21 protein-coding genes are annotated in these 24290 nt (G+C 58.8%); 7 read left to right on the forward strand and 14 right to left on the reverse strand.

Annotation, left to right across the window (positions count from 1 at the left end; translation table 11 throughout):
- Window positions 1-14: 14 nt before the first annotated feature.
- Complete coding sequence (locus JFU04_RS13995; protein WP_201144433.1) at window positions 15-1340, forward strand: LLM class flavin-dependent oxidoreductase; 1326 nt, start codon at window positions 15-17, stop codon at window positions 1338-1340.
- Between the two features lie 15 nt (window positions 1341-1355).
- On the opposite strand, the gene JFU04_RS14000 is transcribed toward JFU04_RS13995, so the two are convergent.
- The 6 genes from JFU04_RS14000 to araD1 form a co-directional block, all read right to left on the reverse strand.
- The gene (locus JFU04_RS14000; protein WP_120448592.1) at window positions 1356-1514 is read right to left on the reverse strand and encodes a DUF2256 domain-containing protein; all 159 of its coding nucleotides are present in this window, start codon (window positions 1512-1514) and stop codon (window positions 1356-1358) included.
- A complete protein-coding gene (locus tag JFU04_RS14005) occupies window positions 1511-3049 on the reverse strand; it encodes a cryptochrome/photolyase family protein (RefSeq protein WP_201144435.1) in 1539 nt (512 codons plus the stop codon). Before JFU04_RS14005 ends, JFU04_RS14000 begins: the two co-directional genes overlap by 4 nt.
- Before the next feature lie 164 nt (window positions 3050-3213).
- Entirely contained in the window at window positions 3214-4800 is a 1587-nt protein-coding gene (locus JFU04_RS14010; protein WP_201144437.1) for an aldehyde dehydrogenase (NADP(+)), read from the reverse strand.
- A 116-nt stretch (window positions 4801-4916) separates the two neighbouring features.
- Window positions 4917-6473 carry a UxaA family hydrolase gene (locus JFU04_RS14015; protein WP_201144439.1) on the reverse strand — a complete coding sequence of 519 codons (1557 nt, stop codon included), beginning with the start codon at window positions 6471-6473 and terminating at the stop codon, window positions 4917-4919.
- Between the two features lie 45 nt (window positions 6474-6518).
- Window positions 6519-7838: an MFS transporter gene (locus JFU04_RS14020; RefSeq protein WP_201144441.1), complete on the reverse strand. Its 1320-nt coding sequence runs from the start codon at window positions 7836-7838 to the stop codon at window positions 6519-6521.
- 68 nt (window positions 7839-7906) lie between these two features.
- On the reverse strand, window positions 7907-8905 hold the full coding sequence (gene araD1 / locus JFU04_RS14025; protein WP_201144443.1) for an AraD1 family protein: 999 nt from the start codon (window positions 8903-8905) through the stop codon (window positions 7907-7909).
- 103 nt (window positions 8906-9008) lie between these two features.
- Between araD1 and JFU04_RS14030 the strand changes: the two genes are divergently transcribed.
- Window positions 9009-9953 carry a LysR family transcriptional regulator gene (locus JFU04_RS14030; protein ID WP_201144445.1) on the forward strand — a complete coding sequence of 315 codons (945 nt, stop codon included), beginning with the start codon at window positions 9009-9011 and terminating at the stop codon, window positions 9951-9953.
- Window positions 9954-9974: 21 nt separating this feature from the next.
- On the opposite strand, the gene JFU04_RS14035 is transcribed toward JFU04_RS14030, so the two are convergent.
- Window positions 9975-11102 carry an FAD-dependent oxidoreductase gene (locus JFU04_RS14035; protein ID WP_201144447.1) on the reverse strand — a complete coding sequence of 376 codons (1128 nt, stop codon included), beginning with the start codon at window positions 11100-11102 and terminating at the stop codon, window positions 9975-9977.
- A 317-nt stretch (window positions 11103-11419) separates the two neighbouring features.
- Here JFU04_RS14035 and JFU04_RS14040 point away from each other — a divergent pair, with 317 nt between their 5' ends.
- The gene (locus JFU04_RS14040) at window positions 11420-12253 is read left to right on the forward strand and encodes an oxidoreductase (RefSeq protein WP_201144449.1); all 834 of its coding nucleotides are present in this window, start codon (window positions 11420-11422) and stop codon (window positions 12251-12253) included.
- A gap of 90 nt (window positions 12254-12343) precedes the next feature.
- Here the strand turns inward: JFU04_RS14040 and JFU04_RS14045 are convergent, their stop codons facing one another.
- The 3 genes from JFU04_RS14045 to JFU04_RS14055 form a co-directional block, all read right to left on the reverse strand.
- Entirely contained in the window at window positions 12344-13663 is a 1320-nt protein-coding gene (locus JFU04_RS14045; RefSeq protein WP_242485897.1) for an ankyrin repeat domain-containing protein, read from the reverse strand.
- Between the two features lie 228 nt (window positions 13664-13891).
- Window positions 13892-14302, reverse strand: coding sequence for a hydroxyisourate hydrolase (gene uraH / locus JFU04_RS14050; protein WP_106803861.1), 411 nt, complete (start codon window positions 14300-14302; stop codon window positions 13892-13894).
- A gap of 10 nt (window positions 14303-14312) precedes the next feature.
- Complete coding sequence (locus tag JFU04_RS14055) at window positions 14313-14816, reverse strand: GlcG/HbpS family heme-binding protein (RefSeq protein ID WP_201144451.1); 504 nt, start codon at window positions 14814-14816, stop codon at window positions 14313-14315.
- 146 nt (window positions 14817-14962) lie between these two features.
- Here JFU04_RS14055 and JFU04_RS14060 point away from each other — a divergent pair, with 146 nt between their 5' ends.
- The 3 genes from JFU04_RS14060 to JFU04_RS14070 all read left to right on the forward strand — a co-directional run bounded on the left by JFU04_RS14060 (window position 14963) and on the right by JFU04_RS14070 (window position 17469).
- A complete protein-coding gene (locus JFU04_RS14060) occupies window positions 14963-15634 on the forward strand; it encodes a heavy metal response regulator transcription factor (RefSeq protein WP_065905273.1) in 672 nt (223 codons plus the stop codon).
- On the forward strand, window positions 15631-17010 hold the full coding sequence (locus JFU04_RS14065; RefSeq protein WP_201146395.1) for a heavy metal sensor histidine kinase: 1380 nt from the start codon (window positions 15631-15633) through the stop codon (window positions 17008-17010). Before JFU04_RS14060 ends, JFU04_RS14065 begins: the two co-directional genes overlap by 4 nt.
- 210 nt (window positions 17011-17220) lie before the next feature.
- Window positions 17221-17469, forward strand: coding sequence for a CsbD family protein (locus tag JFU04_RS14070; protein WP_065905276.1), 249 nt, complete (start codon window positions 17221-17223; stop codon window positions 17467-17469).
- A gap of 189 nt (window positions 17470-17658) precedes the next feature.
- On the opposite strand, the gene JFU04_RS14075 is transcribed toward JFU04_RS14070, so the two are convergent.
- The 4 genes from JFU04_RS14075 to JFU04_RS14090 form a co-directional block, all read right to left on the reverse strand.
- On the reverse strand, window positions 17659-18024 hold the full coding sequence (locus JFU04_RS14075) for a response regulator (protein WP_201144453.1): 366 nt from the start codon (window positions 18022-18024) through the stop codon (window positions 17659-17661).
- Between the two features lie 23 nt (window positions 18025-18047).
- Entirely contained in the window at window positions 18048-19487 is a 1440-nt protein-coding gene (locus JFU04_RS14080; RefSeq protein ID WP_106805665.1) for an ATPase domain-containing protein, read from the reverse strand.
- A 305-nt stretch (window positions 19488-19792) separates the two neighbouring features.
- Window positions 19793-20773 carry a CobW family GTP-binding protein gene (locus JFU04_RS14085; protein WP_201144455.1) on the reverse strand — a complete coding sequence of 327 codons (981 nt, stop codon included), beginning with the start codon at window positions 20771-20773 and terminating at the stop codon, window positions 19793-19795.
- Window positions 20774-20782: 9 nt separating this feature from the next.
- Window positions 20783-22384 carry an amidohydrolase family protein gene (locus tag JFU04_RS14090; protein ID WP_342389442.1) on the reverse strand — a complete coding sequence of 534 codons (1602 nt, stop codon included), beginning with the start codon at window positions 22382-22384 and terminating at the stop codon, window positions 20783-20785.
- Window positions 22385-22868: 484 nt separating this feature from the next.
- On the opposite strand from JFU04_RS14090, the gene JFU04_RS14095 reads away from it, so the two are divergent.
- Entirely contained in the window at window positions 22869-24161 is a 1293-nt protein-coding gene (locus JFU04_RS14095; RefSeq protein ID WP_162946086.1) for an MFS transporter, read from the forward strand.
- The last annotated feature ends 129 nt before the right edge of the window (window positions 24162-24290 follow it).

Genomic DNA, 24290 nt, shown 5'->3' on the forward strand with positions numbered 1-24290 from the left:
TGGAATACCTGGACATGAGCAAAAGACAGCTGAAACTGGGCGCCCTGACCATGGGCTGCGGTGGGCCCGGGCGCCACAACCTGTGGCTTGACCCACACCTGCCGGCCGATGCCAGTGTCAACGTCGACTGGTATATCGACATTGCGCGCCAGGCAGAGGCAGCGCTGTTCGACTTGATGTTTATCGTCGACAGCCAGTTCATCACACCGGGGTCGCCCTCCCATTACCTCAATCGCCTGGAGCCGTTGACCCTGTTATCGGCGCTGGCCGTGAGCACGCGGCATCTAGGCCTGGTCGGCACGCTGACGACTTCCTATAACTCGCCGTATAACGTCGCGCGGCGCCTGGCATCGCTGGACCTGATCAGCAAAGGCCGCGCCGGCTGGAACGTGGTCACCAGCGGCGACGCCGGCACTGCCGGCAATTACAGCCGCGACGAGCATTACGATTACGACACCCGCTACGGCCGCGCCGCTGAACACGTGCAGGTGGTACAGGGGTTGTGGAACTCCTATGAAGACGATGCCTTCGTGCGCGACCGCTCCACCGGCCAGTTCCTCGACCCGAGCAAACTGCACAGCCTGAACCACAAGGGCGAGCATTTTTCCGTGGTCGGCCCGCTGAACATCCAGCGGTCACCCCAGGGCCAGCCGGTGATCTTCCAGGCCGGTGATTCGGAACAAGGCCGCGCCCTCGGTGCCGCTACCGCCGACGTGATCTTCACCCACGCCGCCAGCATCGAGCAGGGCCAGGCGTTTTACCAGGATGTGAAGGGCAGGGCAGCGCGGCTGGGCCGTGACCCGCAGCACCTGCTGGTGATGCCCGGCGCAGAAGTCTATGTCGGCGACACCGACGCGCACGCGCGTGAAATCGAGCAGCATTACCATCACGTCGACCATAGTTTTGAACTCGCCCTGAAGGAGTTTGGGCGCAACTTCGGTTGGCATGATTTCAGCCAGTACGACCTGGATGCGCCGTTTCCGCAAGAAAGCCTGGAGGCTGCGCGCAGCAGCTTCTTTACCGCAGCCAAACGCATTGCCGACCAGGCGCGCGATAAGGGTTTTACCTTGCGCCAGGCCGTTGAGTTTGGTCGACAACTGCGTCCGGGTGCCTTCGTGGGCACCGCCGACACCGTCGCGCGGAAAATGGCCGAGTGGTTCGAGGCGCGCGCCGTGGATGGTTTCAACCTCTATATCGGGCACCCAGAGCAATTCAAGCGGTTCACCCAGGACGTCATTCCGTTGTTGCAGGAACGAGGGGTGTACCGCACGGCGTACGAAGGCACGACACTGCGTGAAAACCTGGGGCTGGACATTCCTCGGTTTGCACGCGGCGGCTAGCGATCCAAGCGCTGTTCAGGCGGGCGGGTGGCTGCCCGGTGCTGACGGCTTGTGTCGTCGGCAACGCTGCGAGCAGTAGCGCACCTCGTCCCAACAGCGCGCCCATTTCTTGCGCCAGGCGAAATCCAATCCGCAGACCACGCATTTTTTGACCGGGAGTTCGCTCTTCTTCACAACGACTCCCCGGCATCGAGCCTGGCGAGCAGTGTCTGGCCGCGGTCCCAGAGCGCTTGTTGTCTGGGCTCAGTCATTCGGTCGAGGTTTTTGTAGACCATGCCCATGCGCGGATTGCTGCGCAGAAGGTCGCCGTGACGCATGAGGAAGTGCCAGTAAAGCGCATTGAACGGGCAGGCGTCGTCAGTGGTGCTTTCACTGACCTTGTACGCGCAGTTGCCGCAATAATCGGACATGCGTTTTATATATTGGCCACTCGCGCAATAAGGCTTGGAGCCCAGGTAGCCGCCGTCCGCGTGCATGACCATGCCCAGTGTATTGGGCAACTCGACCCAGTCGAACGCGTCCATGTAAATCGCCAGGTACCAGTCGCAAATCTGATTCGGCGTGATGCCGGCCAGTAGCGCAAAGTTGCCGGTCACCATCAGCCGCTGGATATGGTGGGCATAGGCATGCTTCAGGCTTTGGCCGATCGCCTGGCGCATGCAGTTCATTTGGGTCTCGCCCGTCCAGTAGAACTCCGGAAGCGGCCTGCTGTTGCCAAACAGGTTGCCGCTGGCGTAGTCCGGCATTTTCAGCCAGTAGACACCGCGGACATATTCGCGCCAACCGATGAGTTGGCGGATAAAACCTTCGGCGGCGTTGAGGGGAATCCTCTGCGCCCAATACGCCGACTCGACGTCCTGGCACAGCTGGCGCAGATCCAGCAGGCCGATATTCAGCGCGGCGCTGATCCGGGCATGAAACAGGAAGGGTTCATCGCTGGCCATGGCATCCTGATAGTCACCGAACGCCGCCAGCCCCCAGTCGAGGAAATACTCCCACAGCGCCTGGGCGTCGGCGTGGGTCACCGGGTAGTCAAAGGTGCCTACGTCGCCATAATGCTCGGTGAAGTTTTTCGCCACCAGCGCCAGCACCTCCTGGGTGATGGCATCTGCGGTAAAGCGCATCGGCAAGGGCGCTCTCACCTGCTTGGGCAGCGCCTTGCGGTTGTCGGCATCAAAGTTCCAGGCGCCGCCCACCGGACTGCCGTCGCCATTGACCAGCAGGCCGCTCTTGCGCCGCATCTCACGGTAGAAAAACTCCATGCGCAGCTGCTTTTTGCCGGCGGCCCAGGACGAGAATCCGGACCGGGTGCAGAGGAAGCGGCTATCGGTATGCCACTGGATGGCCAAGCCGCATGTCTTGAGGGACTGCTCCAGGCGCCAGTCACCGCACTCGGTCAGATGCAGCGAGTCGGGCTGCAGCAGCGACTGCCAGCGCTGCAACTCGCCCGGCACCGAGCCGCTGTTGTACGGATCATCAAGGGTAACGTAGTGCACGCGGATGCCCCGCTGTTGCAGCGCATGGGCGAAATGGCGCATCGCGCTGAAGATCAGTGCGATTTTCTGCGGGTGATGGGCCACGTGGCTGGCTTCCTCCATCACCTCGACCAGCAACACCGTGTCGTGTTCGGCATCCAACGCCTTCAAGGAGGCCAGGTCAAAAGACAACTGGTCGCCCAGGACCAGGCACAGTCGGTGAGTCTTATCCATTGCAGAACATCGCCGACCACTGCGATTTGTTGTACATAGCCTATGTCCTTGTATAAGTTTTTAACAAGATAGGCTTAAAGGGATGGACTGACAATCCGCCATAAACAGAAAACCCGACACAGCGGTCGGGTTCTCTATTGAAGCGTTTTTATTCCCCGCTCGCTTTAGTTGCCCAGGGCAGCACGCGTGTGTTCGCCGTCGACCAAGCGCGCAATGCCAAGCGGGTTGGCATCTTGAAGCGCTTCGGGCAAGAGGGCGTCGGGGTAGTTCTGGAAGCAGACCGGACGCAGGAAGCGATCAATCGCCAAGGTTCCCACCGACGTGCCGCGCGCGTCGGACGTCGCCGGGTAAGGCCCGCCATGCACCATGGTGTCGGTGACTTCGACGCCGGTTGGATAGCCGTTCAACAGGATCCGTCCGACTTTCTCCTGCAGCAAGCCGGTCAACCAGCTGTATTCGAGCAACTCATCGGCTTCGCCAAGCACGGTGGCCGTCAGTTGCCCGCGCAGTCCATTGAGTGCGGCGACCAGTTGTGCCTGGTCGGCGACTTCAATAACGATGGTGGCAGGGCCGAACACTTCCTCCTGGAGCAATTCGTCACCGGTGAGCAGCAGGCTGACATCGGCTTTGAACAATTGTGGCTGGGCCTGTTTCCCTTGCTGAGGATTGCCCGCCAGGTGCTCCACGCCCGGATGCGCGTGCAGGTGTTGCAGACCGCTGGCATAGCTGGCCAAGGCGCCTGCGTTGAGCATCGTCTGGGCCGGCTGGTCATGCATCTGCGCGGTGAAGCGTTGCAGGAAGGCGCTGAAATCCGCTGATCTCTGGCCAATGATCAGCCCGGGATTGGTACAGAATTGCCCGCAACCCAAGGTCACCGAACCAGCCAGCTCCTTGGCGATGGTCTCGCCGCGCACTTGCAGGGCCTGGGGCAGAATGATCACCGGGTTGATGCTCGACATCTCGGCAAACACCGGAATCGGCTGCTGACGTTGCGCGGCCATCTTGCACAGCGCATTGCCGCCTTTAAGCGAGCCGGTGAACCCCACGGCTTGGATGGCGGGATGTTTCACCAGCCACTCGCCGACGCCCCCGCCATAGATCATGTTGAACACGCCGGCGGGCATGCCGGTGCGCTGCGCGGCCCGCATGATCGCGTCCGCGACCCATTCAGCGGTCGCCATGTGGCCGCTGTGAGCCTTGAACACCACCGGGCAGCCCGCTGCCAGGGCAGAAGCGGTGTCGCCACCGGCAGTGGAAAACGCCAGCGGGAAGTTGCTCGCGCCGAACACGGCGACGGGGCCCACCGCGATCCGGAACTGGCGCAAGTCAGGGCGGGGCAGGGGCGCCCGGTCCGGCAGGGCACGGTCAATGCGCGCACCGTAGAAGTCGCCTCGCCGCAGTACCTTGGAGAACAGGCGCATTTGCCCGCTGGTGCGGCCACGCTCACCCTGGATACGCCCGGCAGGCAAGGCGGTCTCACGGCAGACGGTGCTGACGAAATCGTCGCCGAGGGCATCCAGCTCGTCGGCGATGGCCTCCAGGAACTCGGCGCGGCGCGCGGCTGGCAGGTTGCGGTAAATCGGGTAGGCGGCGCTGGCCGCCTTGGCCGCCGCGTCGACCTCGTCTTGTGTGGCCTGGATGAAGTGGCCCGGGAGGGCTTCGCCGGTTGTCGCATCGAAACTGTGCAGCTGCACGTTGCCCGCGCCAAGTCGCTGACCACCGATGTAGTTCTGACCGAGAATCTGAGTCATGTCAGGGTTCCTGATTGGAGGATGAAGAGAAATGCCAGGCTCGACACCGGCAAACTAAAGCGGCTCCGCATCGTGCGGGACGACGGGAGCCGGTGTGTCGAAGTGAATGCAGGGCCTTAAGTGATCGCACCGATCTGCCAGGGCACGAATTCGTTCTGGCCGTAGCCATGCTGTTCACTTTTGCTTTTGTCGCCTGAGGCGATGCGCAGCATCATGCGAAAGATGTATTCGCCGCGCTCCTCAATGGTCATGGTGCCGTCGGCAATCCCGCCGCAGTTGACGTCCATGTCCTCTTCCTGGGTTTCCCACAGACGGTTGTTGGTGGCGAGCTTGATCGACGGCGAGGGTGCACACCCATAAGCCGATCCGCGCCCCGTGGTGAAGGCAATCAGATTGGCGCCGCCGGCGACCTGGCCGGTAGCGGAGATCGGGTCATAGCCGGGGGTGTCCATGAACACCAGGCCGTGGGCCCTGACGGTTTCAGCGTATTCGTAGACGTCGACCAGATCGGTCGAGCCGGCCTTGGCCACGGCGCCGAGGGATTTCTCCAGGATGGTGGTCAGGCCACCGGCCTTGTTGCCCGCCGACGGGTTGTTGTTCAGCTCGGCATCCATGCGCTTGCAGTAGGCTTCCCACCAATGAATGCGCGCGATGAGTTTTTCACCCACTTGCTGGCTGACGGCGCGACGGGTCAGCAAGTGCTCGGCGCCGTAGACCTCCGGGGTTTCCGACAGGATCGCGGTGCCGCCGGCAGCCACCAGGCGGTCCACGGCATTGCCCAGTGCCGGGTTGGCGGTGATGCCCGAGTAACCGTCCGAACCACCGCATTGCAGGCCGATAATCAGGTGTTTGGCGCTGACCGGCTCACGCTTGACCTGGTTGGCTTCGGCCAGCAGCGACTTCACTTGAGCAATGCCACTGGCAATGGTCTTGGAGGTGCCACCGGTGCCCTGGATGGTAAACGTGCGCAACGAATCGCTGCTTTCAAGGCCCTGGGCGGCGAGCAATTCGGGGATCTGGTTGGTCTCGCAGCCCAGCCCAATCAGCAGCACCGAGGCAAAGTTGGGGTGGACGGCATAACCGCCCAGCGTCCTGCGCAGCATGGCCAGTGCCTCGCCGCCGGGGTCGACTGCGCAGCCAACGCCGTGGGTGAGTGCAACGACACCATCGACGTTGGGGTACTCGACCAGCGCTTCAGGATGAATGTCGCGGCGGAAGTAATCGGCAATCGCACGCGCCACCGTCGCCGAGCAATTGACCGAGGTCAGAATGCCGATGTAGTTGCGGGTCGCAACACGGCCATCGGCGCGCACGATGCCCATGAACGTCTCTGCGGTGGGCGCAGGACTGCCTTTGGCATCGACGCCGAAGGCATAGTCCCGAGAGAAATCGCCCATTGCGACGTTGTGAACGTGCACATGTTGTCCCGCTTCGATTGGCTGGCTCGCGAAGCCGATGATCTGCCCGTAGCGGCGCACGGGTTGGCCCACGTCGATATGACGCGCAGCGACTTTGTGGCCGGAGGGCACCGGCTCAAGTACCTGGATGCCTTCGGCCTTGAGCTCCAGGCCCTTGATCAGCGGTTGCCGCGCGATCAATACATCGTCGAGCACATTGAGTCTGATCACGGCATTGGCAGCGGTCTCGCTGCCTGTTGTAGTTATGAGTTGCATGACGATTGCCTCGGTTTTTCAGGGAGCGCTATGGAGTCGGGCAGGTCAGGCCAACCCACGCTCGCGATAATCAATCAGGCTGGAGAACAGCATCAATCCTGAAGCCATGACGACGAAGAAGATCAGCGCCAGGAAGTACGAGCCGGTGAATTGCACAATCAGGCCGATCAGGATAGGCACGATCACCCCGACCATATTGCCGCAGAAGTTCATGCTGCCGCCCAACACGCCGGCTTTGGACTGGCCGCCGAGAATGGCGGGCAGGCACCAGTACATGCCGCACCAGCGAATGAAAAACAGCGCGACACAGAGCAGCGAGATAACCACGACGGCATCACTGCTGTAGGCCACGGCGAGGATACAGATCGCGGCAATCGCGGCGGAGCCTGCGAACATGCTGCGCATGACCGTGTTGGGTTGGCCGCCGGCAGCCTTCCATTTATCCGACACCCAGCCGCCAAACAGTTCGCCGATGAAGCCGCATATGAAGATCAGGAAGGTGGCGCCGCCCATGGCCTTGATGTCGAGGTTATGGGCTTTGTGCAAGTAGCTCGGCATCCAGGTCAGCAGGCCGTAGAACACACTGTTGTAGCACGCGTACCCCGCAAACATGGCCAGTACCGAACGACTCTTGAGCAGGTCCTTGAGGACCGCCTTGCGCCCACCGGTGGCTTTCTTCGCGGCTTCGTTGGCATCGGTGATGTAGGCCAGCTCTGCAGCATTGACTTTCGGGTGTTCACTGGGATGGTTCCTGATGTACCACCACGCCCATATGCCCACGACCATGGTGCCGACGCCCGCGATAACGAATGCGATCCGCCAGGAATCAAACCAGGTGATCAGCCCTGCGATCAGGATTGCGCCCAGTGCAGTGCCCAGCGGCGCGCCGCCGTCAACCAGGGTGGCGCCGCGCCCGCGTTCATTGGGCGTCAGCCAGGCACCGTTGAGCTTGGCGCCGGCCGGCATGATCGGCGACTCCGCGACACCCAGGCCGATGCGTGTGATGAGCAACGTGATCCAGTTGTGCGCGCCGCCCGCCAAGGCCTGGAACAGGCCCCAGCCGACCGTGGCAATGCCGACGATATTGCGCGTCTGGAAACGGTCGAGCAGCATGCCGCCGGGGATCTGCATCAGCGCGTACGACCAGAAGAATGCACTCAGCATCAACCCTTCAAGCGCCGGCGTCATGTTGAAATCAGCTGAAATCAGCGGCAGTGCAACCGACAGTGACGCCCGGTCGATGTAGTTGATGGCCGAGAGCAGCAGCAGGAGCAGGAAAATCCTCCAACGTACGGTGGTCGGGCGGGCGGTGATGGCGGGACTCGCTGTCGTAGCGGTAACGACCTGTGCAGTGCCAGTGGTCATTTTCATCTCACTCTTATGTTTATTATGAAATGCAGCCTTGCTTGAGGCCCGATCAAGGGCCGCATCGGTCACAGCGTCTGTACTTCTCCAGTGCTGAAGGCGGGTGCAACCACTTCGATGGTGTTGCACAGCGGTTCACCGAACTCACGCATGCTGACTTCGAAACGGTCGCCCGGCTGGGTCTTGATGTTATCGGCTACCGACAGGGTGGCGGTGCCGAAGAAGTGCACATGCACATCGCCTGGACGCAGGAACTGGGCGTACTTGAAGTGGTGGTACTCAAGGTTCTCCAGGCTGTGGCACATATTGTCCTCGCCACTCAGGAACTCTTTCTCCCATAACACGGTGCCGTCGCGCCAGATCCGGCTGGTCCCCGCCAGGTGCCGGGGCAACTCGCCCACGCGCAGCTCTGGCCCATAGGAGCAGTTACGCAGCTTGGAGTGTGCCAGGTAGAGGTAATTGCGACGCTCCATGACATGGTCGGAGAACTCGTTGCCCAAGGCAAAGCCCAGGCGGTAGGGCTTGCCGTCTTCGCCGATCACATAGAGGCCGGTCAGCTCTGGTTCTTCCCCCGCATCTTCGGCGAAGTCCGGCGACTGGAAGGCCTGGTTCGGGCGTACCACAATTGAACCGTCGCCCTTGTAGAACCACTCCGGCTGGGCGCCCACCGTACCTGCCGCCGGACGGCCGCCGTCGAGGCCCCATTGGAACATTCTGGCGGTGTCGGTAAGTGCGGCCTTGTCGTCGACCTTTTGCTGGTGCATCTGGTCACGGGTGGAGGCGCTTCCCAGGTGGGTCAGGCCAGTGCCGCTGATCAGGCAGTGCGCGGGGTCTTCATGGTCGAGGGGCGGCAGGATTCGGCGGGCTTCCAGCACGTGGGTATAACCTTCAGGACCGAGGGTGGTGCCCCTGGCCTCGACTTCCTTGAGCAGGCTGCGACCATTGGCAATCGCGGCGAGGGCAAGCGTGCGGGTGCTGGATGCACCGTTGACGACTTGAATCGCGTCGCCTTCGACGACGCCGACTCCACGCTGGCCGGTGGAGTCTTCAAATTGGATTAATCGCATGGAGGAGCCTCAGCTTGTTGTTATCGTTGGGGCCACTTTAAATTTCCAGGCTGTTGCTGCCTAATGAGAGTTACGACCCGAGCGATAACTTTCAGGTATACCCATGCTTCCGTCCTTCTCATCCATCGTATCTCGCCTGAGGCTCAAGCAATTGCGCCTCTTGATTGCCCTCGACGAGCACGGCTCGGTGCGCAAGGCGTCGGAGATCATGGCGCTGTCTCAACCCGGTGCCACCAAGGCATTGCAGGAAATCGAAACCATCTTCGGCTCAAGCCTCTTCGAACGCACGAGCAAAGGTTTGGAAGCCAACGACCTTGGCCGCTGCGTGATTCGTTATGCGCGTTTGATTCACACCGACCTCGAGCACCTTCGCGAGGAAATGGTCGGCATTCTCAAGGGACACGGTGGACGCCTGGCGGTGGGCACCATCATGGGAGCCGTGCCGGCATTGGTGGAGAGCCTGGCGCGCCTTCGCGATAAACAGCCGGAGCTGTCGATTGCGATTGTCGAGGACACCAGCTCGCGACTATTGAGCTTGCTGGATCAGGGGCGGTTGGATGTGGCGATCTGTCGAACCAGCGTCAGCCCACGCCCGACGGCTTACCAAACCCGTTTCCGCGCACAGGAACCGCTGGTCGTGGTGGCCAACCCGGGGCATCGACTGGCCAGCGCGCAGACGCTGCAACTCGCCGACCTCATGGACAGCCACTGGGTAGTCTTCCCGGTCAATATGCCCATGCGCCTGACATTGGAACGCGAGTTTCGCCAAGTGGGGTTGAGCTTCCCGCTGTACGCCATCGAGACCTCATCGACATTCACCACCTTGTCGCTGTTGCTCAAGGACCCGAGCCTGGTCGCCGTCATGCCGAACGATGTGGCGCAAATGGCACTCGACCACGGCATGTTGGTCAAGCTGGCGTTGACCATTCAGTCGACCAGCGAGCCCTATGAAATCGTGACGCGGGCCGATGTGGAGTACACGGCGCCGATGGTTCTGTTGATTGAAGAACTCACCGGTGCAAGCGTGAGCCCAGCAGCAGGCGTTTGATAGGACTGAAGCGTCCCGTGTTCAAGTACCTGCGCCGTTGAACATGCTCACCAGGCTGTGCGGTGCGTCGTCACCAAACAGCAACTCATGCAGTTCATTGCACTCTGCAGCCGTTTGCGCGCTGCGCGGGAACATCGCCTGTTCGTACGCATGCAGCGCGGCTTCGACGTCATCCGGGTGTGAGGCGATGGCTTTGCCGAGTTCGGCGCCATCGTACATGGCCAGGTTGGCACCTTCGCCATTCGGGGCTGCAAGGTGTGCGGCATCACCCACCAGCGTCACGCCCGGCACTCGGTTCCAGTGGTGTTCAACCGGCAGCGTGAAGAGCGGGCGCCATACCAGCTCGGTGTCACTGTGGGTAATCAGTGCCGTGAGGGCAGGGGACCAGCCTGTGAATACCTGCGCGATCCGTGCTGCCGCTGTTGGCGTGTGAGTGAAATCGATTGCGGCAAACCACTCCTGGGGTGCGGTGATGGCGACATAGGTGTGCAGCGTGGAGCCCGCCTCACGGTGCGCCTGGATGCCTTTTGCGGGTTGCAGGGCGAACATCGCACCGCCCCCTACCGCCTGGGCGGTGGCGGGGTGGCGGGTGTCGCTGTCATACAGGTAGGTTTCAATGAACGAGCGGCCCATGTACTCGGGGACGGCGGTACTGAGCAGCGGGCGGACTTTAGACCAGGCACCGTCGGCCCCCACCAGCAGGTCGGTGACAACGTGAGTGCCGTCGGCGAAGGTCACCTCATGGCGACCCGCGCCCAGGGCACGCACGCTATTGACCTTGTGGCCCCAGCGCACGGTACCGGCAGGCAGTGAATCGAGAAGCATCTTGCGCAGCTCGCCACGCATGACCTCGGGACGCCCACCGGTGCCGTCGTCGGGTTGGTCCAACAGAACGGTGCCGTCCCAATCAAGCACTCGAGTCGCCTCGCGACCTTCCAGGACAAGGGCGCGGAATTCATCCGTCAGGCCCGCCGCCTGCACAGCCAGTTGGCCGTTGTAGTCGTGGATGTCGAGCATCCCGCCTTGTGCGCGTGCGGTTGCCGACGGCTCGGCTTCATAGACCGTGGCGGCAATGCCGTGGACGTGCAGGACACGCGCCAGGATGAGGCCGCCCAGGCCAGCCCCGATGATTGTGACGCAGGTGTGCATAAGGTACCTGTTGGCTCTGAGAAAGGGGCCGGCTACGCGGCATATCCCGGCCATGGTTGGCCGGAGATTTCTACCCTATTTTGCCGGCAGAAAGGGGTAGGCCTGCAACCAATGATTGTTCAGCCAAGCCGCGGGGCGCTACAGATCAGGCGCCGTCATTCCAGCTGGGACGTGCAGCGCATCTCCACAGCCTGCCAGCAATGCCAATCCATTCCTCGCAGGGCTGATAGGAATAGGCAAGCCTCACAGATGATCCGGCATAGGTCGGCAGCGGTGACATGACTACCATCAGTACTCATCAACCGAGAGGCATATGCATGAGCACTCACAAAACCCTGTTCATCACCGGCATCAGCAGCGGCTTTGGCAAGGCCCTCGCGACCGAGGCATTAGCGGCCGGTCACCGTGTCATCGGTACCGTGCGTAATGAGGCAGCCCTTGCAGCATTCGAGGCGTTGTCTGCGGCACGTGCCCATGGGGTGATTCTGGATGTCACCGACTTTGCGCGGATCGACAGCGTCGTCGCCGAGATGGAGACTCGCTACGGCCCGGTGGACGTCCTGGTGAACAACGCAGGGTACGGCCACGAGGGGATTTTCGAAGAATCGTCGCTGGAAGAAATGCGCCGCCAGTTCGACGTCAACGTGTTCGGCGCAGTTGCCGTGACCAAGGCCTTTGTGCCGTATTTCCGCCGGCGTCGCCGCGGACACATCATCAACATCACGTCCATGGGCGGCACCATTACTATGCCTGGGATCGCCTACTACTGCGGCAGCAAATTCGCGCTCGAAGGCATCTCCGACACGCTGAGCAAGGAGCTCAAGCCGTTCAATATCTTCCTGACCGCGGTGGCGCCGGGCTCGTTTCGCACCGATTGGGCCGGCCGCTCCATGCAGCGTACGCCGCGCAGCATTGCCGACTACGACGCCAGCTTTGATCCGGTGCGCCAGGCGCGCGAAGCCAAAAGCGGCCACCAACTGGGCGACCCGCAGAAGGCTGCGCACGCCATGCTGCAGTTGATCGCCAGCGACAATCCACCGGCCCACCTGCTGCTGGGCAGTGACGCGCTGGGATACGTGCGCGAAAAACTTGAGCAATCCCTGCGCGATATTAGTCACTGGGAGGCACTGACGCGTTCTACGGATGGTTAAGAGGCCGGGAGTTGGCAAGGAGGAGGGCGGTTGTCACCCAGCCGCCTGGCATAAGGCGCGTGTCTTCACGCTGGATGTCTCCTATCGCTCTCATACCCAATGATTTTGGAGATTTCCGCTACGCACGATCGCATTGATCTGCTGCAAGTGACTCATGGACGCCAGAGCCAGGCTTGAGCCTTGGGGGGCATGGAGGGCAGCCTGAGCCAAGACGCTCTGCCGAAACTGGCTAAGCTGGGCAGGCGTCAGGTACTCGGCTTTGTCTTCCCTCTTACCCTTGATTCGGACCAGCACCTCTTCTGGTAGTTGAGTACTTTTAACTTCGCATCCGAGCAGTAAAGTGGCCAGATCTGCCAGGCTGCGCACTTCTATTTCCTTAAGTTTGCCGCCGTTTGCACCACCTGACAGTGGGTGATTCTGATTTTGGTATGAATAGAGCTTGGTGGCGTTGCCCGAGTGGTCATGAATAGGGTGGGAGGAAAGATTCCTGAGTTTTTCAAAACCAAACACTACCGGTATTACCGTGCCTTTATTGAGCAGGCTCAAATAAGGCGCTTTACCCTGCTCCAACGCCTCGCGTAGTTTGCAAGCCCACTGCGTATACAGGACCTCCAGCGCTTTACCTTCGAGCACACGGTCGGGGGCGTTTTCGAACTTAAACGTTAAGCTGCGAGGAAGTTTCACCGCGTTGACGCTGTGCTCAGGGGGCGCGGTGAGCAGCTTGCTGGCAGCACCGGAAACGATATAGGCATCATGCAGAAAGTTCTGCAGCCACGCGCTACCCTCAGCATCAATAGCCTGGGGATCTTTTATAGCGAGCGTCACCGGCTTGTAAGTCAGCGAAAGTGGCGAACCTCGATCCGTTGAGTGTGTGAGGATCTGGGTCAAACGGTGTTGCTGGGCGCGGGATGACGCGTTAGAGGGCACAATCCCGAGACCTCGTGAGTAGGTACGGGCCTTGGTGCGCAGATTTTTACGGGTCGTGGCATCCGTGGCACTTTCAGGCGTTCGATCAGAGAAAAATACCCGACCATTCAACGACTGTGAGCCCCCCTTGGCATCATTGACGCCGCCCTTGAGCGAGCCAGAGGTCAGTATTTCCAGGCCCCAGGGGGAACCATGCAGGGCTTCGGGCTTGATGTAGCCCAGAGGCGCAGTAGGGTTTAAGGATTGCAACAAGGCAATGCGCATGCGGGAGAGGCTGCGCTTGTCCAGGTCACGCATGCTCTCCAGCACATCGATAGGCGAGCGACGTTCGCTATCCAGCACGTCGGCGCGCATGCCTTCGATGCGCGCTTGCAACACCTGCTTGCTATCGCGGCGGGCCACAGCAGCATGAATCGGGTCGTTAGTGTTGCAGATCATCAGCGGCGCTATCGAAGCGCGATTGCCGGGAGGGACACAACTCATACCATGGCTCCAAACTTATTCAGCGTGCAGCTTAGTGGTGTTGCTCTCCTTTCCAGTTCTATTGGCAAATCCCACACCTATTGATACCCGTAGAGCGCTCAACATCTGATGCGCGCGGGCATTTAGATGTCGCTGCATTTTCCCAACGGCTCTTTTGATCGAATCGGTGTCAGGCACAAATGCCGCCCATCTGGTAAGGGCGGCCTTGCCTCTGCGCTGGGGCGACGCTCAATTGCCTCTGTAGGTCGAGAAACCGTAGGGACTGAGCAGTAGCGGGATGTGGTAGTGCGCAAGGGTACCGTCTACTTCAAAAATGACCGGTACTTCGGGGAAGAAACTCGAGACTTTGTGAGCCTTGAACCACTCACCGGTTTTGAAGGTGACACGGTAGGTGCCTTTCTCCAGGGCCTTACCCTCCGGGTACAGGCCGGGAATACGCCCTTGCTCGTTGGTCGCAGCGCTGTTGAGCAGGCTCCAGTTGTTGCCATCCTGTTTTTCCAGCGTGACATTGACGCCAGGGGAGGGCAGACCATCTTGCAGGTTGAGTACATGCACGCTGAGCGGGTTTCCTGCCGCGAATGCCAGCGAAGAGGCGACACTCAATACAACGCCAGCGAACAACGATTTTAATCCAGTCATGAGGATGTCCTTAGTTTTTGACGGTAGGTAGAATTTTGTTGATAGCGGCTAATGCGCAACCTTCATCGTTTGCTGCACCACCGGCGCCGGCCACGCCTATGGCGCCAATGACTTGCCCTTCAAACAGCAATGGCACTCCGCCGCCTAGCAGCAATAGCTCATGCAGGGTGTTGAGGTTTTCCGCATCGGGGGTGCTGCGAGCACGCTCTGCCAATAGCCGTGTCGGGGTCTTGGTCGATAGGGCGGTATAGGCCTTGCGTTGGGCTGCCAATGTATTGTGTGGGCCAACGTTATCGTCACGCTGCAGGGCGACTAAATTGCCTCCTCGGTCGACAATTGCTGCTACACCTGTACGTCCATCGGCATGACACGCTGCCAGCGCGGCATTCAGCAAATCATTGGCGATTGCCAGTGATACGTCGTTGCGCTGCACAACTTGATCCGCAGATGCAACCGCGAGCGCAGAGCTCATTGCGAGTGGCATCAGCAATAAGTTCGATAGGCTTGTCCGCATGCTTTTTCCTTTGTTTGGTCTGGCTGAGTCGTAGTCGGGCAGGATGACGCGTGCGGGCCGTCAGAATGATTGCCTGATGATTACCAAGATGTAATGTGCCAAAACGCTCAGGCGCGCTAGCCTATGCTCCAGTTCTGGAGGAAAAGATGCGTATCCTGGTTGTTGAAGATGAAGCGAAAACCGCGGATTACCTGCACAAAGCCCTGACTGAATCGGGCTACGTGGTAGAAGTCGCCCTGGATGGCCTGGAGGGCCAGTATCTGGCGCAGGAAAGTGAGTTCGACTTGATCATTCTGGACGTCATGCTGCCGCGCCTGGACGGCTGGCAACTGCTCCAGATCATTCGGCGCAAGTGGCAAACCCCGGTGCTTTTCCTGACCGCCAGGGATTCTGTGGAGGATCGGGTCAAAGGGCTCGAGTCAGGCGCCGATGATTACCTGGTCAAACCCTTTTCCTATGCCGAGTTGTTGGCGCGCGTACGTACGCTGCTGCGCAGGGGGCCGCCCCGTGAAGTCGAGCAGTTCCTGGTTGCAGACCTGAGCCTGGACCTGTTGCGCCGCAAGGTCACGCGCCAGGGTGAACGGCTGACCCTGACCAACAAGGAGTTTGCCTTGTTGCACCTGCTGGTCAGTCGGGAAGGCGAGGTGCTATCTCGCTCCTCGATTGCTTCGCAGATCTGGCAGATGAACTTTGACAGCGATACCAATGTGGTCGACGTCGCCATTCGGCGACTGCGCGCCAAGGTTGACGATCCTTACCCGCTCAAGTTGATACACACCGTGCGGGGCATCGGCTACATGCTTGAGGTGCAATCCTGAAACTGTTTCCGCGTACCCTGAGCTTGCGCCTGGCGATCATGTTCGCGTTGGTCAGCGCGTTGCTGCTGGGCTCCATTGGGTTTTATCTTTATCAGTCGCTACAGCGAGAGATCGCGTGGCGCGATGACCAGGCGCTGCTCGGGCGCCTGGAGCGCATGCAAGCACTGATCAACGACAGTGTCAGCGTCGAGCAACTCAGAAATCGGCCCAAGCTCTACGAAAATATGCTGGGCAATCGCGACAACCTGCTGTGGATTCTCGATGACACCGGCCAGGTACTGATCGAAATCAACCCCGTCAGCATGCGCTTGCCCACGTTACCGGCTGCGGCCCAGGCTCAGCTCGGTGACGGCGACTCTTCGGTGCCAGTGCGGCTTGCCTGGCAGCATGTCATGCAGGGTGGTCGCGGCTTGACGCTGATTGCCGGCAAGTTGTTGAGTGAGCGCGAGCAGATGCTGGCGGCTTACCGTCTCAAGCTCTGGCTCGCCCTGTCAGTCGGCGCGCTGCTGGCTTTTGTGCTCGGCGGGTGGGTCAGTCGGCGAGGCTTGCAGCCTGTGCGCAGGCTGGCTCAGCGCGCCGCCGCGATTGATGTGCAGCATCTGCATCTGCGGCTGGATGAGTTCAACGAGCTGAGTGAGCTGCAAGTGCTCAGCCATGCGCTTAATCAAATGCTTGCACGCCTTGAAGACGGGTTCGCCCAACTTTCACGGTTCTCGGAAGACCTCGCCCACGAGATGCGTACGCCACTGAGCAACCTGATGGGGCATACCCAGCAAAGCTTGAGGCATAGCCGCTCCATCGAGGACTATCAGAACCTGCTGGTGTCGAACCAGGAAGAATATGAGCGTCTGGCGCGGATGATCGACAGTATGCTGTTCCTCGCACGGACTGAGCAGCCGCAAGCATCCGTGCATGACGAACTCATCAACCTGCATGAACTGGTCGAGCAACTGTGTGAGTATTTCGAAGGCGTGGCGCAAGAACGCGACGTCACCCTGATTAATCAGGCCCATGCTGAGCTGCGTGCCGATCCGACCTTGATCCGCCGAGCCTTGGCTAACCTGGTGGCCAACGCCCTGCGCTACGGTTCTCCCGCGGCGGGGGTGATTATCCGCAGCGTGGTGCGCGAGGCTGGGGTCGAAGTCTCTGTACACAACCAGGGCCCGCCCATTGCCGCGGAGCACCTACCACGACTTTTTGAGCGCTTCTACCGGTGCGACCCGTCACGCAATCAGCCGGATGATTCCGGGGGCCTGGGGTTGGCCATCGTGCATTCAATCATGCAGTTACATGGCGGCCGGGTGACCGTAGACAGCCGCTCATCAGGAACAAGCTTTCGCCTGGAGTTTCCTGCGCAAAACCCTCGCGTTGTCTGACTCAGCGTCTAACGACTAAGCCTAAGCAGAGAGGCGCTTTTCGCAGCGCCTCTTTTTTGTGGGCGTCAATGACCAGCGGTGGTCATAAAAAGTGGAACTCCCGCTCATCCCCACCGGTCAACTTTTTTGTCCCGATGAGACGCCTATTCCTCTGGTCGCCAGAGCAGTTGGCTTAATTTGAGTTTCCACTGACACGAAGGTGTATGAATCATGAAAAGTGAACAGGTAGAAGGTGTTGCAGAAAAGCTGACTGGCAAGGCACAAAGCGCCGTGGGAAAACTGTTCGGTGATTCGAAGCTGGAAGCCGAAGGCGCCGGACGCCAAGCGGCAGGTCAGCTGACCCAGACTTACGGCGACGCACTGGACAGTGTTTCGACGTTCGTTAAAGAGAAGCCTGTTGCCGCACTGGCAATCGGTGCAGTAGCACTGCTGGTGCTTGACCGTCTCCTGCGGCGCTAAGCCAGGAGTAGGCCGTCAATAGCTTGTCCGAAACCTTCCCTCTGACTCTCCAGGGCTTCCCAGCAGGAGAGGGGGAGGGAGGCGATTCAGGCAGGCATCCACGCTGCTGATCTCGCTGGCTCGCCGCGTCGTAGAGGCCTCTTACGGCGGCGCTGGGTAGTTGTCAGCTGTGATTGATCATCCAGAACATCACGGCCTGTTCGCCAGGAGCTTTCGAACCTCGGCGATGATCAAGTCGATATCGAATGGCTTGGCCAATACAGCATCAAACAAATCTGATCTCTGCATGCCGATATGTGCCTGAGCACCGCTCATCAAGATAATCGGCAAATGGCCAGCGGACGGGAGGGCTCGGACAGCTGTGGCGAATTCCAGGCCATCCATGACCGGCATCATAAAGTCGGTAATGATCAAGGCTGGCTGTTCTCTATTGAGCACCTCGAGGCCTTTTTGACCATTGCTGGCGGTCACCACCATGAACCCCTCATCCTCCAGCGCGAAGCAGAGAATATCAGCGATCAAATACTCGTCGTCGACGACCAGGATGGTGGTCATGTTAATACAACCTGCTCAAAAGCTTAAAAAGTTGAACCGGGGCATGAATCAGTGGGGACTGAGGGTTCATGTCTTAAAGCCTTTTTCAGGAAAACATCATGATCACGGATGACGACCTCAAATCGAGAGGGATCGTAAGAGCTGTCTCTTACTTTAAGAATGGATAGCGTCCGGCTTAGTTCAGAGTGATTCTCAGAGAACCGCATCAGCATCAGATTGTCGACGATGCTGGACAGGTCAGAGTTCGGTGCACTGACCTCTGAGCCAAAAAGATCGCGCATTTCCCAGGACGCAAATACCGTAACGCCCCTGGATCGCAACTCGTTCATCAGCGCACTGAAGAAGTCAGTAATACGCGCGGGATTTGTCGAGACCCGTGTCATACCGCTGAGGCTATCGATGAACAGGCGCTTGATGCCCTTATCTTCAACGATACTCAGCAATCGTGCCCCCAGGCCATCCAGCAGGCCTTCGGTAGTCGGCTGCCAGGCAATATTCAGGGCACCACTGTCTTCCATACCTTTGATATCGATACCCAGTGATTGGCCTTTAAGCCGCAACCGCTGTGGACTCTCGTAGAAACCAAAATGCAGTCCCGGAGCCTCCACCGTCGATTCGGCCAGGAATTTGAGGCCCAGCGTGGTTTTGCCAATTCCTGATGGGCCAATGACCAGAGTCACACTGGAACTGTAAAGGCCTCCGCCCAATATGTCGTCCAGTGAGTCAATGCCACTGGCAATGCGCGTCATGTCGGCGCTGTCTGGGGCGGACGGGTGGCTGTAAAGACTTTCGAGTCGAGGGTAAACCACCAATCCGTTGTCGGTGATCTCACATTCATGAAGGCCTGTCATTGCCCCACTGCCGCGAGTTTTACGCAGTTGAATACGGCGCACCGAGCGAGTGCCATATAGCTCTTCACCCATCTCAATCACGCCGTCTACCATCGTGTGCTCAGGGCTGCCGTCATCGAGTCGCGAACTGGTAAGAAACAGGACGGTGCAACCGGCGAAAGCCGCATGCCCTTGCAACTCTGAAATGAATTTCTTGGTGTCGATGTGCGAATCGGCTTTTGAGCGCGCATTGAGCAAGCCGTCAACTACCATCACGGTGGCTTTTTGGCGACTTATCTCGCGCCGAAGCAGCTTTACTACTTCATCCAGGCCTTCGTTTTCCAGGGTGTCAAAAGCACTGACAAATTGAATTTCGGCGCCGACTTTGGACGAGTCGAAAAAGCTTAGCGTAGAAAGAAACTGAAACAGGCGGTCATGTGACTCGGCCAGTAGCGTGGCGACCAGAACCCGGCCTCCATTGCTCGCATGATGGAACCCAAGTTGGTTGGCGAGGATCGTTTTTCCAGATCCCGGGCGGCCTTGGATTATGTATGAAGCGCCTGCGACCAGCCCTCCCTTGAGCAGAGCATCGAGCCCTTCGATTCCACTTTGGAGGCGTTTTAGCTTTTCCACGTTGCGACCCTGATCTGAAAAAACAGGCTGTTTAAGCCGAGTGAGGCGGAATGCTAACGCCATTTTCGTTCTGGGGCCATTCTCGGCTAAAGCATGGCTGACTTAGAGCGTTATATGGCCCATTCCAGCCGCCTTGAACTCGGACTTAGACTCTCTAAAGTCACGGCGAAATCAGCCTTGCTAGCAGATGACCCTTTAATCTCGCAGTGATTCAATTGCAGTTAGAGTTAGCGAGCGTTTGCGACAAGTGGAATGAAGTCAGGCAAAGCGTAGGAGGGGCGTTGAACTGGCCTGATCTTCATCGCTCAGTTGGCTTCCTGCTCCCACTCTATAGAAAGGCTCGACGGAATCCTTGTCAGCTCATTTAACTCGCAGTCCTGGGTGATGAAGATGGCCACCGATCGACCTCCAGACTTTGTACGAAGTAGCCGTGGCGCGGAAAACGCTGTGCCGACTGTCTGCATCAGAAAATCCCTCTCTGGTGTACAGATCAGTGCTTTGCTTCTGAGCAGTTTTTCGCCGAGACAGCCGGTGACGTTTTCAAGCCAGTCGATGGCATCGCCCGGGTCTGGCTCATTTAGCTGAGCCTGGTATACGTGTATGCGTGGGTGAGCGGTGGCTTGAACGAGCTTGCGTTGGGGGAGGGTGTGATCAAGGGAGCGTGGGGTCGCGTTCAGAAAAGCGCGATGGCTCCTCTTGGCTTGCGATATCTCTTCGACAATGATTGCGAACGGGTTGATTCGCTCTGCTGTTGCCATTGCAGTGCACAGTTCCTGCTGTGACGCTGAATCAATCTTGGTGAGCACTACAGTTTGGGCTGCACTAAGTTGAGCGGCTGCTGCATCGAACTGGGTGCTTAGTAAGGAAGGTCTCGTGCAGTCGTAGGTGCAGATGATCGAAACGGCCATCTGCAGGTCGGCTAAGCCAGCCAGGGAGCGCACCACTTCACCGGGCATGGACAGCCCGCTGCACTCCAGGATGATTCGTTCAAATGGCGGTAAATCCATCCGTGCCCTGGATTCGACTAGATGTTGCACCGTGGTGACCAAGTCATTGTTAAGGCTGCAGCAAACGCACCCATTGCTGAGTGTTTCGATGACCAGCCCATTGGTCGAATCGACGAGTACCGCGCCGTCGATGTTGACGGCACCGGCTTCGTTGACGATTACCGCTGTGCCGGTGCTGTCTTCTACGGTGTAGAGAAGCTGTTCCAGCAGGGTGGTTTTGCCGCTGCCCAGCGGGCCGGTCAAGATGAAGAAATCGATACCCTTTGCAGGAGAAATCATATCCGCCTCCTACAGGGTTGGCTTATGTTCGCCGTTCCAGGTTTCGTCAACCATCTCGCGGACATCGGCGAGCAGTTCCCCGGTATCAAAAATGACGCCGCCCTTGAGGGTGTAATCAAGGCAGCGCTTACGTTCGGCTACGTTGGTGTCATCGTTGAGTCGCACGGCGCCAGTCCCGTAAAGCAGCTTGAAGTCCGACAAGGGGTTCTGGTTATGAATGAGGATGTCGGCCTCTTTTCCGACCTCCAGCGTGCCAGTCTTGTGCTCAATACCCAATAGTTCGGCCCCTTGCAGGGTGGCAGCACGCAGCACCTCCTGTGGCGTGAATCCTGCCTCTTGTAGAAGCTCAAGCTCACGTACATAGCCGAAGCCATAGACCTGGAACATGAATCCGGAATCGCTGCCAGGGCACACCCGGCCCCCTCGGTTTTTGTACTCATTCAAGAACTGCATCCAGATCCTGAAGCTTTCCTTCCACTCCAGTTCATTCTTGGTTGACCAGCGAAAGAAGTAGGCGCCGTGCCCACCTCGTTGAGGCTGGAAGTAGTTCCAGGAGGTGCTGTCGGTGTACTCCTGATGCCAGTCAGCGCGACGAGCTCGCATTACGTCACGGTTACTGTCGTAGACATTCATCGTCGGAACAAAGGTGTGGCCTACCTCAAGGAATGCTTCGAGCACCTCATTCCACTTCTGGCTACCTGGTTTTGTTGCCTGCAGGAATGTTCTGCCGGCGGCGGCGAAGCGGATGTACTCGTCGTTGTAGTTGTAGTCGTCATCAATGAACTGAAGGGTACTTCCTTCCATCAGCGCTTCGGGGAGGCCGTAGGAATGCTCTGTGCTGGTCAGTCCCCACTTCGCTGTCTTGAGCGCGTTCATGCGGCCGACTGAAAGCTGGGCATGGTGGCAGCAGGTTTTGAGACCGAGGTTTCGGCACTCGTCCAAAGCGGCTTCCATAATGGCGGGTGGAGAGCCAAAGAACTTCACACCACAGGCGCCTTTCTCGCGCACCTGGCGCAACCACTCACGTCCTTGCTCTGGGCTGTAGATCACCTTCAGGTAATCGTTCACAGCAGGGAAGTAGACGTACGGGTAGAGATTGGGCGCCCCGATGGTGTGATCAGCTGACGCACGTTGCTGCTCACATGTCCAGGCGAGCCCGTTCATGCAGCCGGCCTCTCGCACCGAGGTGACGCCATGGGCCAGCCAGAGCTTGTATACGTAATCGGCTGAAAGCATCTCACCGCTTTCTGCGTGAAAGGGTGTGCCGACGTGAGCGTGACAATCAATGAAACCTGGCGTAGCGAACTTGCCATGGCAGTCGATCTCGCGAACGCCTTCTGCGGGGCGACGGGCGGGGTTTATCGGCAGCCCGGGGACGCCAACCGCTGCGATTTCAGTGATGAGGCCATTTTCGATAACGATATCGGCAGGCCCCCAAGGTGGGGCACCGGTACCATCAATGACCGTGATGCCTCGAAGCACCAGGCGGGAGTATGGTCCATTGCCTCGCTCGTTGCTGGTGGCGGGTTTGACTTGGCCAAGGCCTTTCTTGGCGAAGCCGGCGACCATTTCTTCGCCTACCTCAATTGACGTAGCAGGGCTCGTCTTCACATAGCCTCCTATTGTTTTATTTACCGACCAGCGACGACTAGTGGCGGGCCTGTTGGAGTTGAGCAGGGGCTCACAGCATTTTAGACGCTGATGTCGAGCCACTCAGGGGTGTGGAGTTACCACAGCACCCTAGGCAGATGGGCAGTAAGAAAGTCGGCCTGAATCGGGTGGTCTTTGTGACCTTTGCTCAGGCTCTACAGGGCCTATCTCAGCCATCTGGTGGCGCGGCTTGGATGTACGGCTGGAGGGTTTGCCCTTACACCCATCCTATCCCTGCAGCTCTTGCATTTCTTAGTGTCTGGAGTCGAAGCGAGACGGTTAAATTCCGACTCGGAATAGGTTGAAGTGCTCGAAATAGGATTTATTTGCCTCAAATTCCTATTTTGGTGTGGTAGAAGCGCGACGTTCCCAGGCGCTCAATTGACGAACCCTACAACAACGACAAAAGGCGCGGCTTTCACAGAAGGCTCGAGGGAATCTGAAAATGAGTGCAATTAGTTTGGATGTTGGTCGTGCGGTGGATACGAGCGCAATGCGGCGCAAAGCTATCATCGCCACTGTTCTAGGGAATGGATTCGAGTGGTTTGACTTCATGGTGTATGGCTTCTTTGCCATTATCATCGGTAAGTTATTTTTCCCTACCGGAGATGACTTGACGTCGCTGATGCTTTCGGCGGCAACCTTTGGTGTCGGGTTTTTGGTGCGGCCTGTGGGCGGTGTGCTGATCGGCATCTACTCTGATCGCTATGGCCGAAAGGGGGCGTTGTCTCTGACCATCATCTTGATGGGGGCTGGTACGGCCCTGATTGGTTTGGCGCCGACCTATGAGCAGGCAGGTATGCTCGCTCCATGTATCATCGTATTTGCGCGACTGCTCCAGGGTATATCTGCGGGGGGTGAGATGGGCGCGGCCACGGCTTATCTGACTGAACAAGCACCTGAAGGGAAGAAGGCTTATTACTCAAGCTGGATCCAGACGAGTATTGGCTTTGCAGTTCTGCTCGGTGCTTGTTTCGGTACCGGCATTACACTTGGCTTGAGCCCGGAGGAGGTCGAGAGCTGGGGTTGGCGAATTCCATTCCTGTTCGGCATCCTGATTGGCCCTATCGGATTCTTCATTCGCCGCAACCTGCATGAGTCACCGGTGTTTGAAGAGTCTTGCGAGCTGACCGAGACGCCGCTGCGAGACGTCCTCCGCGAGTATCCACGGCAGGCGGTCGCTAGCTTCGCCATGATCGTACTTTGGACGGTGTGCATCTATGTCATTCTGTTTTATATGCCAACCTACTCTGTGAAGGTGCTGAAGCTTCCTCAGTCTGCATCCTTCATTGCCGCTATGGTGGGCGGCGGCGTAATTGCGTTCTGCTCTCCAATCACGGGCTACATTTCTGACAAGGTTGGTCGCAAGTACCTGCTGGCTGGAGCCTCGGCGGTGATACTTCTTGTGGCTTGGCCGATGTTCAATATGATCGCCAGTTCGCCCTCGCTTTACACACTCTGCATCTTCCAGGCGGTGTTTGGTGTCCTGATCGCGGTTTACACTGGTCCGATACTCGCTGCGCTTTCAGAGACCTTTCCCACCAAGGTGCTGTCGACGGGCCTGTCCTTGGCCTACAACCTTGCAGTGATGACTTTTGGTGGGTTTGCCTCGCTGATCCTCACTTGGCTTATCAGTGTTACCGGCTCGGTTACTGCTCCAGCTTTCTATGTGATGATCGCGGCAGCGTTCAGTTTTCTAGGTGTAATGCTCGGTTATCGGCAGCCTGGTCGTCGCTGATCGATGAAGCGCCGGGGTCGCTTATGCGATACCCGGCGTTCTTGCTGTGTATTGGGCCATCTCATCTGAAATTTTGTCTTTGCTTAATTCCTATTTTGAGCAGGATAAAATAATGCTTTTATCCTTCTT

This window comes from Pseudomonas sp. TH21 (assembly GCF_016651025.1).
Taxonomy (GTDB): domain Bacteria; phylum Pseudomonadota; class Gammaproteobacteria; order Pseudomonadales; family Pseudomonadaceae; genus Aquipseudomonas; species Aquipseudomonas aylmerensis.